General features: G+C 70.7%; 8 protein-coding genes. 5 read left to right on the forward strand and 3 right to left on the reverse strand.

The window, feature by feature from the left end; all coding sequences use genetic code 11:
• Positions 1-2,058: an amylo-alpha-1,6-glucosidase gene (locus tag F787_RS0104470; RefSeq protein WP_028491424.1), complete on the reverse strand. Its 2,058-nt coding sequence runs from the start codon at positions 2,056-2,058 to the stop codon at positions 1-3.
• Between the two features lie 52 nt (positions 2,059-2,110).
• On the reverse strand, positions 2,111-2,926 hold the full coding sequence (locus F787_RS0104475) for a glucose 1-dehydrogenase (RefSeq protein ID WP_019569652.1): 816 nt from the start codon (positions 2,924-2,926) through the stop codon (positions 2,111-2,113).
• Between the two features lie 131 nt (positions 2,927-3,057).
• Between F787_RS0104475 and F787_RS15440 the strand changes: the two genes are divergently transcribed.
• The 3 genes from F787_RS15440 (at position 3,058) to F787_RS0104490 (ending at position 6,139) form a co-directional block, all read left to right on the forward strand.
• The gene (locus F787_RS15440) at positions 3,058-4,746 is read left to right on the forward strand and encodes an ATP-binding protein (protein ID WP_196801914.1); all 1,689 of its coding nucleotides are present in this window, start codon (positions 3,058-3,060) and stop codon (positions 4,744-4,746) included.
• Positions 4,733-5,362, forward strand: coding sequence for a response regulator transcription factor (locus F787_RS0104485; protein WP_019569654.1), 630 nt, complete (start codon positions 4,733-4,735; stop codon positions 5,360-5,362). The genes F787_RS15440 and F787_RS0104485 overlap by 14 nt, the downstream gene beginning before the upstream one ends.
• 108 nt (positions 5,363-5,470) lie before the next feature.
• Positions 5,471-6,139, forward strand: coding sequence for a hypothetical protein (locus tag F787_RS0104490; protein ID WP_028491425.1), 669 nt, complete (start codon positions 5,471-5,473; stop codon positions 6,137-6,139).
• Positions 6,140-6,199: 60 nt separating this feature from the next.
• Here the strand turns inward: F787_RS0104490 and F787_RS0104495 are convergent, their stop codons facing one another.
• Entirely contained in the window at positions 6,200-7,291 is a 1,092-nt protein-coding gene (locus F787_RS0104495; protein WP_028491426.1) for an SEL1-like repeat protein, read from the reverse strand.
• 217 nt (positions 7,292-7,508) lie between these two features.
• Between F787_RS0104495 and F787_RS0104500 the strand changes: the two genes are divergently transcribed.
• Positions 7,509-8,675 carry an aldo/keto reductase gene (locus F787_RS0104500; RefSeq protein ID WP_028491427.1) on the forward strand — a complete coding sequence of 389 codons (1,167 nt, stop codon included), beginning with the start codon at positions 7,509-7,511 and terminating at the stop codon, positions 8,673-8,675.
• Positions 8,676-8,807: 132 nt separating this feature from the next.
• On the forward strand, positions 8,808-10,391 hold the full coding sequence (locus F787_RS0104505) for a DNA mismatch repair protein MutS (RefSeq protein WP_028491428.1): 1,584 nt from the start codon (positions 8,808-8,810) through the stop codon (positions 10,389-10,391).
• Positions 10,392-10,664 lie beyond the last annotated feature (273 nt).

A 10,664-nucleotide genomic window follows, 5' to 3' on the forward strand; every position in this document is an offset into this window, starting at 1 on the left:
TCACCCTCCTTCGTGGTTCGGTACCGGGGACTGGTACGGGCCCGGGGCGCGGCCCGATGTCACACGCTCGAGACGCCACCATGCCTCCAGCACGCACGCGGCCGACCAGGCCTGCGCTGGGGTGCCCCGGGGTGTATGGGGCGGATCGCCATCGAAGATTTCGCTGACGTGGCCCAGTCCGGCGTCGGTCAGGTGGTCGCCGACGGGAAGCAGCCGGGCGCGGGCTGCATCGGCATCGCCGGTGATCCGGTACTCGGCCAGCGCCCAGGGGCCCAGCAGCCACCCCCAGACGGGGCCCTGATGGTAGGCACCGTCGCGTTCCTCGACCCCGCCGCGATAGCGCCCGCGATAACCGGCTTCGCAGGGGGCCAGGGAACGCAGGCCGCAGGAGGTCAGGAGGTGACGCCCGGTTTCCGCCACGACCCGCGCCTGCGCGCGAGGGTCCAGCGGGGAGAACGGCAGGCTGACCGCCAGGATCTGATTGGGCCGCACCGCCGGCTCGTCCCCGTCCGGGCCGTCGACGACATCCAGCAGGCCGCCACGGGGCCGGTCGAAACGCACGAAGGCGCCCGCGACGTTCCCGGCGTGATGCTGGTAGTCCTCGCCCTCCTGTCCGGCGGCCTCGGCGAGCTCGGCCATGGCGGCCAGGGCGTTGTGCCAAAGGGCATTGAGTTCCACCGGTTTGCCCGTGCGCGGGGTGATTACGCGGTCGCCGATCCTGGCGTCCATCCAGGTGAGCTGGATGCCGGGCTCGCCGGCACGCAGCAGGCCATCGGCGGGATCGACGCCGATGCCGAACCGGGTGCCGGCGGTGTAATGGTCGATGATGGACGCGAGCCCCGGCAGGGCCCGGGCGACGGCGCGGAAGTCGCCGGTCTCGCGCCAGTAACACCACCACGCATGCACATACCACAGGGCCGCATCGGCGGTGTTGTATTCCGGTCTGTCGCCGGCGCCCGGGAACACGTTGGGCAGCATGCCGCGATCCAGGAAACGGCCGAAGGTTTCCAGGATGCGCCTCGCCTCGTCGGGATGTCCGGTGGCCAGGGTCAGGCCCGGCAGGGCGATCAGGGTGTCGCGCCCCCAGTCGCCGAACCAGGGGTAGCCGGCAATCACCGAGGCCCCTTCGCCGCCGTCGGGCAGCGGGCGGGCGAAGCGGTAGTCCCGGGTGGCGAGGGCGAGCCGCCGGATCCATGCGGGAGCGGTCACGATCTCGGGGGCCGCCCGCGGCCAGTGAGCCACTTCTCCGTCGTCGGCGGCGCGGAAGGCGTCCAGGGCGCCGCCGGTGTCGGCCTCGGGCACGGCCTCCCGCGCGACGCCCAGGCCTGTCCACCGCCCGGGCTCCAGGGGCAGCACCACGCTGGCCACGTGCAGGTGACGGTCCCGGTCGGGCAGCCCCCGTTCCCGCTCGAGCGGCAGGTCGAAGGCCTCGATCCACTGCGGCGTTACGGTCTGCCACACGCCATCGGCCACGGCCCCCATCCAGGTGTGCCCCGGATGTTCGACGCGCAGTTCGCCGCCGGCGGCGTGCACGGCGGGCTCCGGCGCATCGGACGGCGTGCTTTGGTGGTGGTCGCGGTCGTTGACCAGCAGCGCCACCCGCAGCTGCAGGGGCGTCTTCTCCCGGCCGGGGCCGGGATCCGCCCGCCAGGCCATCCGCGCGGTGTCCTCGCCGGGCATGAGCCAGATCCGGCACTCGAGGACGAGGCTGCCGAGGGCGTAGCGCCAGACCGGCATGCGTCCATCCAGGTGGAACGACTCCAGCCACCGGTGGCCCTCGGGATCCACGGCACCGTCCGCCCAGCGATTGGTGAACAGCGGGATCGCGTCACCGTCGACGAGCAGGGTGGCTTCGGCGCGGGTTGCCAGCAGCCGGCGCCCCAGGGGTGGTTCGACCGGGGCGATCAGCAGGCCGTGGTAGCGCCGCGTGAGGGTCGCCGCCACGGTGCCGGCGGCGTAGGCGCCGCGACCGTTGCCCAGCCACCATTCACGACGCTCGGCCTGTGCCAGGTCGCCGCAGATTGCGCGACCCAGGCGGATGTCCGCTGCGGGTCGCATCACCGTTTACTCCCGATGATGCGCCGGGATCCGGGCGAATCGCGGGAAACCATCAGCCGTTGTCCCGGAAGCCGGGGTAGAGCGACATGCCGCCGTCCACGTAGAGGGTGGTGCCGTTGACGTAGTCGGAGGCGTCGGACGACAGCCAGAGCACGGCCGCTGCCACGTCGTCGGGATCGCCGACCCGGTCATAGGGGATCAGGGTGCGCAGCGTCGCCTCGGCCTCCGGATCGGACCAGGCCTCGCGGTTGATGGCGGTGCGGATCGCGCCGGGCGACACGCCGTTGACGCGAATGCCGAGGTGGGCCATCTCCTGGGCGAGGCTGCGCACCAGCATGAGCACGCCGGCCTTGGAGACGGCGTAGTTGGTATGTCCGGCCCACGGAATGGTGTCGTGTACCGAAGACATGCAGACGATGCACCCTTTGGCGCGGGAGCCCCGGGAGGCAGTGCCCTGTTGCCGGAAGGTGCGGATGGCTTCCCGGGCGCAGAGGAACTGGCCGGTGAGGTTGACGTCCAGCACCTTCTGCCACTGGGCGAGTGTCATCTCGGAGAACGTGGCGTCCTGTTGAATACCGGCGTTGTTCACCAGGGTGTCGAGGCCGCCCCAGGTGTCGACCACCTGCCGGAACAGCGCTTGTACCTGCGCCTCGTCACTGACATCGGCCTGCAGGGTCATCGCTTCGCCTCCGCCTTCCTGGATGGCATCACGGGTGGCGTCGCAGTGTTCCCCGGCCCCCAGGTCGCTGATGGCCACCCACGCGCCCGCGCCAGCCATGGCCCGGGCGATCGCGGCACCGATGCCGCTGCCGCCTCCTGTGACGAGGACCCGTTGTCCGGCGAGATCGGGGAAGGATGCGGTGACCATGGGATGTCCTTCAGGATGGTTGCCTTTCTTTGAGGGTAGGGCTCGTGACAGCGGATAGATATCGGGAGAAACCCGTACGGGATTTCCCGCATTCGGTTCGGCACGAAATGCGCTACCTTCGGGGAACGGGGATGAGGCGAACGGTCATGGAGCGAGTGGAGGCATCGGCGCAGCAGGAGCAACCGGCCGGCCGGCACGGTTCGGCGCGGGTGTGGGCGCCCCATGTGGCGCTGGTGGGGATCTACCTGTTGCTTGCCTGGTGGGCCGGATCCCTGTTCGCGCTGGAGGAGCCGCCGCTGCCGCTGGTCTGGCCGGCGACCGGTGTGGGGCTGGCGTTCGTGTACCGCTACGGCTACTCGTTGCTGGTGCCGCTGGTGGTGGTGGCGGTGGCGGTGCAGCTGGTGATGGGGGCGGAGCTGGCCGGGGCGCTGCTGATGGCCGCCGGTCAGGCGGGCGGGGCGGCGATCGGGGCCTGGCTGCTGATGCGCTGCCGCTTCCGGGCGGATTTCTCTCAGCTGCGCGACGTGATGGTGTTCCTGGGCGTGGGTGCCGGTGTGAGTGCCGGGGTCAGTGCGATGGCGGGCACCCTGGCGATCACCGGACTGGATACCGGTTTCCCGGAGGTGCTGGGGCTCTGCTGGGCGGCCGATCTGATGGGGGTGGTGCTGTTCACGCCGCTGTTGCTGGCGTGGCCACGGGTGCTGTCCGCGGGGCGCTGGCGAGCCCGCGACGGTGAGGCGGCCGGATGGGTGGTGCTGGCGCCGGTACTGGCCTTCGGCATCTACGGTGCGGAGCTCCCGGATGTCGTGGCCATGCCGCTGTCCTACGCCGTGTTCCCGGTAGTGATCGCCACGGCCCTGCGTCATCGGGTGCATGTGGCCGCGGCCGCGGTCGCCGCGGCCGCAATGGTGGCCCTGATGTGTACTGCGGCGGGCAAGGGGCCGTTCGCGGGGGCCGGTTTGCCGTATGACCTGCTCAGCCTGCATGCCCAGCTGGCGCTGCTGGCGTTGACCGCGCTGGTGATCGCGGCGGTGCGTCAGGAACGGATCGCCGCGGAGGCGCGGGCGCGCGAGCATCTGCATGCCCTGAACCGGGCCGGCCGGCTGAATGCCGCGGGGACGCTGGCGGGCTCCCTGGCACATGAGCTCAATCAGCCGCTGTGCGCCCTGTCCAGCTATGCCCGTGCCGCCCGGCGCCAGATGCAGCAGGGGGCACCCGCGGACGAAGTCGCGCCGACGCTGGATCGCATCGCCGAGGGCGCCGACCGCGCGGCCTCCATCGTGCGCCGCACCCGGTCCATGCTGGCCCGCGAGCCTGCCGCCGGCGGGCCGGTGGACGCCGCGGCGGCAGTGCGCGAGGCGCTGGCGCTGCTGCAGCCGGAGGCGGTCCGCCAGGGCGTCGAGCTGAGTCTGGATGGACCCGGGACACGTCTGCCGCCGCTGTGGATGGACGCGGTGGAACTCCAGCAGGTGGTCATCAACCTGGTGCAGAACGGCATCGCTGCAGCCGCCGCCGAGGGGGCCGAGCCCCGGGTGCGGGTGGCCCTGGGCCCGGCCGATCACGGGGCCGTGGAGCTGGTGATCACGGACACGGGCCCCGGTCTGCCCCCGGGGGCGGTCGAAGATCTGTTCCAGCCGCTGGTCAGCCACCGTGACGGGGGCACCGGTCTGGGCCTGGCGATCACCCGATCCATCGTGGAAGGCCATGGCGGGACCATCGTGGCGGACAATGCGCCCGGCGCGGGTGCCCGGTTCCGGGTCTGTCTGCCGTGCGGGGCGGATCCCGCCGGGCCGGGGGAGGCCGGGGATGGTTACGCCTGACGAAAAGGTCTACGTGGTCGATGATGATCGCGACGTGCGCGACTCGCTGCATCTGCTGCTGCGCACGGCCGGGTTGCCGGTGGTGACCTGTGCCTCCGCGCAGGAGCTCCTCGATCGCATCGGTCCTGCCCATCCCGGCTGTCTGGTGCTGGACGTGCGCCTGCCGGGGATGAACGGGCTGGAACTGCAGGCGGCGCTGGGCGTGCGCGAGGTGCGCATGCCGATCCTGTTCATCTCCGGCCACGCCGACATCCCGATGGCGGTGCGCGCGGTGAATGCCGGTGCCTTCGATTTCCTGGAAAAGCCTTTCGACGAGGAGGTGCTGCTGGACCGCATCCACGGCGCGCTGGAGCACGACCGCGCGCAGCGCCGGGAGGAGCAGGGGCGCCGGGCGATCGAACGTCTGCTGGAGCGGCTCACCCCGCGCGAGCGGGAGGTGATGGAGCAGATGCTGCTGGGGCGGCTGAACAAGGTGATCGCCGCGGAACTGGGGTTGAGCGTGCGCACGGTGGAGATCCACCGTGCCCGGGTGCTGGAGAAACTGGAGGTCCACAACGCGACCGAGATGGTGCGTCAGGTGTTGTCGACCGGGGCCTACCGCGACTGGTTGTTGTAACCGGGGCGGGTCGGTTTTCCATGCGGTGCCGGGCTTCCATTATGATCGTCCCGGACCCTGCGGAGTGCGCCGGCAGGGATGGTGGGAAACGGACAGGGAAGGGCGGGAATGGAGATTCCGGGCGGAGGTGCGGCGGAAGCGCGGCTGGCTCACTGGGGGCCGCTGTTCGGGCTGGGGTTGCTGCTGATCGCGGCGCTGGCGGGGTGGGTCCCGTTCGGGGCGGTGCTGCTGGTGGTGTGGCTGGAGACCCTGGTGGTACTGGCGCTCGGGGTCCGGGCGTTGTGGCGCCTGCCGCCGGAGGGACGCCGACCGGACTGGCGTGATTCGGGCCGTGGCGGTGCGGTGAAAGTGTTGTGGATCGGCGATCCGGCCGCGAGCCCATCCGACGGGCGACCCCGCGTTCGGCTCACCGATCTGCCCCGGGCCGAGGCGCTGTTCCGGCTGATCAAGCCGGGGCTGATCATGTCGGGCATCCAGGGCGCATTCGTCTTCATGTTCATCGGCCTGTGGGAGGGGCTGCAGGAAATGGGGGTCGGGGCCCTGTTCCTGGTGCTGGCGACTGCCCTGATCCGGCTGACCGGTCGCATCGATACCGAGAACGCCCCGGCGGTGCTGCTGGCGCGGTCGGTGATGATCCCCGTGGTGCTGGTGCTCAGTCTGACGGTGGGCGGGGCGCTGGGCAGCGGTGACGGGGCATGGCTGGTGGCGACCGTGGTGGCGGTGAGCCTGCTGGCTTTCGGTGACCTGTTCACGGAGCGTTATCTGCTGCGCGACTGAAGGGGGGCGGGTCGGATGAGGCCGGGTCCGGGGAGACGCCGCTCCGGCGGCCGATGGCGGTTACTCGCGCGACTTGCGGGCCAGGGCGTCCTGCTGCTGCTCCAGTGACAGGTGCTGGTGGACATAGTCGCGGGCGTCGGCGGCCGAGGGGTGTCCCTGGTCGGCCGCGCGCGAGAACCAAACCCAGGCCTCGACCGGATCCTGTTCCACGCCATGGCCTTCGGCCAGGAAGATGCCCAGGTTGTACTGCGCCTGCATCTGCCCCTGGCGGGCCGCCAGCCGGTACCAGTGGGCGGCCTCGCGCTGGTCCCGGGCGATCCCGTGACCGCGGTCCAGCAGCACGCCCAGGTTGGTACGCGCCGCGGGATGGCCGGCATCGGCGGCGACGCGATACCAGTGTGCCGCCTGCGCCGGATCGCATTCCACGCCCTTGCCGTCGCGGTACAGGTTGCCGAGGCGGGCGGCGGCCTCGCTGTCGCCGTCCTCCGCGGCCTGGCGGTACCAGCGCACGGCCTCGGACAGATCGGCGATCACGCCGTGGCCCTGTTCCAGCAGCTGGGCGAGGTTGCAGGCCGCCCCGGCATGACCGGCGCCGGCGGCCCGTGCGTACAGGCGGGCGGCTTCGGCGGGGTCGGCATCGCAGCCGCGGCCGGTTTCGTATGCCACCCCCAGACTGTTCAGGGCATCGGGATCGCCCTGTTCGGCGGCTTTCTCCCACCAGGCGACGGCCTCCGCGGCGGCTTCCGGGGTGACTTCGCTGGCGAAGCGCAGAACGCCCAGGTTGTACTGGGCGTTCGCGTGACCGGCCTGCGCCGCGCGGCGATACCAGGTCTCGGCTTCCTCCGCGGGATCACCCTCGGCGACCCCCTGTTCGGCCAGCAGGCCGAGGTTGAAGCAGGCATCCGGCAGGCCCAGATCGGCCGCGCGTTTCCAGTGCTCGCGGGCCCGCTGCACGTCGGATTCGACGCCCAGGCCGCTGGCGTACAGCACGCCCAGGCCGAGATGGGCGCCGGCATGCGGTCCGTCGGCGCGTTCGCTCCAGATTCGGTGGGCTGCGGCAAAGTCGCCGCGTTCCAGGGCCTCGAAGCCGGCTTCGTCTTCCGGTTCGACGCCCGTCTGCGGGGTGTGTTCGGGGTCTTCGGGAGCGGTCATCTCGGGCGGTATTCCGGGCGGCACGATGGGGCCGCCAGCTTCGCAGCATTCCGGGGCTGGCCGCAAACGATCGGGGGGCGCAGGGCGGGCACCCTCCGTCTGTCGAGGGAAACGTGCACATCGAGCGGTGTTTCCCTAGGATTCGCATTCCCGATGCGATGCGCCGGAGGACCAGGATCCGGCGGTTGCCCCTGTTGCGGCGGTTCGAGAGAGGAATATGGAAGCTTCGCAGAAACTGATTCCCGGCTACGCCAACGCCAAGGCGACGCGCAAGTACGCCGAGTCGTTCCTCGCCGACGGGCGCGCGGCCGAGGGCCATTACAGCGAGTTCTCGCGCGCGCGGATGCGCCTGTCCAGTCTGGGCATCGGCACCTTTGGCGGGGCGGCCACCGCCGAGGTGGATGCGGCGATCTCCGCGATCGTGGCCCGCGGGCTGACCGAGGGCATCAACGTGGTGGATACCTCCGCGCATTACCGCTACGGCCGCTCCCTGGCGGCCGTGGGGGCGGGCGTGCGCACGGCGCTGGAGGCCGGGGTCCCGCGCGAGGCGATGTTCCTGATCTCCAAGGGTGGTTTCCTGACCCTGCGCGGCGGTCAGCCGGACGACATGGACGCCTGGTTCCAGCGCGAGATCGAGGCCCCGGGCATGGGCACAAAGGAGGACCTGGCCAAGGGCGCGCACCTGCTGACACCGGAATACATCCACTACCAGATGGAGCTGTCGCGCTCGCTGATGGGCGTGGAGACCCTGGATGCGTTCATCATCGACCAGCCCGAGGTGCACATCCACGAGATCGGCAAGGAACGCACCAACTGGAAGCTGGAGCCGGTGTTCGAGATGCTGGAACGTGCGGTGCGCGACAAGAAGATCCGCGCCTACGGGATCTCGACCTTCGAGGGCTTTCGCGAGGAGACCGACGCCGCGGTGTTCCAGTCGCTGACCTCGATCCAGGGGCTGGCTCAGCGAGCGGCGCAGACCGTGACCGGCGACGATTTCGCGCGCGATCATTTCAAGCTGGCGATGCTGCCGTTCAATCAGGTGATGCTGGAAGGCTTCACGCGCTTCAATACGGCCACCGGGCAGGGCAACGTGGCCAGCCCGCTGCAGGCGGCGCATCAGCTGGAGATCTACATGATGGCCTCGCACACCATGCTCAAGGGCCACCTGGCGCAGCAGTCGGTGGAAGTGGTGGAGAAGGAGCTGGCGGGGCTGGCCAGTCCGGCGCAGCGCGCGATGCAGTTCAATCGCTCGACGCCGGGTCTGGGGACCTCGCTGGTGGGCATGAGCACGCCGGAACACCTGGACGACATGCTGGCGGTGATGCGCGAGCCGATGCTGGACAAGAAGGCCTACCTCGGCATGTTCAAGAAGGCCGAGGAGTAGGCCGGGCCATCGTTCCTTTCCTGTGGGAGCCGGCTTGCCGGCGAACCCCGGTCCGACCCACAGGCGGGGGGCTTCGCGTGCAAGCCGGCTCCCACAGGGCTCCGGTAAAGATTTCATGAACAAGGGGATGTCATGCAGGTTGATCTGAAGGCCCTCGAATTTCCCGCGATCCAGCGCCTGCTGGAGCGCCTGACCGCCACGCCCTACGGTGCCGATGCCGCGCGCGGACTGGAGCCCGCCCCCAACCTGGAGGCGGCGCGCGCGCTGCAGAAGGCGGTGACCGTGGCCCGCCAGCGTCTGGATGCGGGCACGCTGCCGCGCCTGGGGCAGCTGCCGGACGTGCGGGCAGCGCTGCGCCAGGCGGGTAATCCGGGTTCGGCGCTGCCGGTGCAGGCGCTGCACAACCTGCAGACCATCATGCGCCATGCGCGCGAGCTGGCGGATCAGCTGGCGGATACCCCGGAGATCTACCCCGCGGACCTGAACAAGCTGTACCCGCCGGAGGCGCTGGAGCAGCGCCTGTCTGCCTGCCTGAACCCCGGCGGGTCCTTGCGCGAGGACGCCAGCGAATCGCTGGTGCAGGCCTTCGGCGAGCGCAACCGGCTGCGCGGCGAGGTCGAGACGGTGGTGCACAAGCGCCTGACCCAGTCGGACCTGGCGCAGTCGGGCGAGGAAGCGCTGAAGGTCCAGTGGCATCAGGAGCGCGCGGTGATGGTGCTGCGCGGGGATGCCGCCGGCGCGGTCAAGGGCGTGCGCCGGGGCACCGCGATGGGCGGGCGTGATCACATCATCGAGCCGATCGAGGCGGTGCCGCTGAACAACCAGCTGGACACCGTGAACGGCCAGATCAACAACGAGCAGCAGCGGCTGCTGCGCGAGCTGACCGACACCGTGCGCGAATACGGCGAGCCGCTGGATCTGATGCTGACGGCGCTGACCTGGATCGACCTGGCCTCGGCCGCCGCGCAGCTCTCCGCGCAGATGAACGCCCATGCGCCGGTCCTGGAAGACCGCCCCGGGGTGGAGCTGGACGAGGCCTATCATCCGCTGTTGCTGCTGCAGTTCGCCGAGGGCAACGGGCCGCAGCCGGTGCCGCTGTCCATCCGTCTGGACGACGAGCAGCCGCTGCTGCTGATCACAGGCCCCAACACCGGTGGCAAGACGGTCGCGCTGAAGACCCTCGGCCTGCTGGTGACCATGGCCTGGTGCGGGCTGCACATCCCCGCGGAGCAGGACTGCCGCATCGGCCGTTTCGACCAGGTGATGGTGGACGTGGGCGACAACCAGAGCCTGCTGCACCACCTGTCGACGTTCGCCGGGCACGTGGCGGTGCTCAAGCGCATCCTGGACAACGCGGGTCCGGAGAGCCTGATCCTGCTGGACGAACTGGGGACCGGGACCGACCCGGACGAGGGCGCGGCGCTGGCGATGGCGATGCTGGACGAGCTGCGCGCGCGCGGCACCCGCGGGATCGTCAATACCCACCTGGCGCCGCTGAAGGACTATGCGGCGCAGCAGTCGGGCATCCTCAACGCCTCCATGCAGTTCGACCCGGATACCCTGTCGCCCACCTATCGCCTGCTGATCGGCGAGCCGGGGGTGTCCTTCGGCCTGACCATCGCGGAGAAGGAAGGGTTGCCGGGGGACCTGGTGGCGCGCGCGCGCCAGCACTTCGCCGAGCTGCCCACCGCTCAGGCCGGCGCCGAACCCGACTGACGATCGGCTCCGCCGGGGCCGCCCCCGGAGATCGCCACGGCGCTGCGCGCCTCGCGATGACGGTGCTGGTTGCGTCCCGTCATCGCGAGGCCACGCCAGTTGTCTTTCGCCCTTGCGGGGCCCCGCGGGTTGCTTCCTGTCATCGCGGGGCCCCGCGGGTTGCTTCCTGTCATCGCGGGGCCCCGCGGGTTGCTTCCTGTCATTGCGAGGCCCCGCCAGGGGCCGTGGCAATCTCCGGACGGGGCCTCCGGCGGCGGGTTCCGCCCGCCCCGG

This window comes from Thioalkalivibrio sp. ALE19, assembly GCF_000428605.1.
GTDB lineage: Bacteria > Pseudomonadota > Gammaproteobacteria > Ectothiorhodospirales > Ectothiorhodospiraceae > Thioalkalivibrio.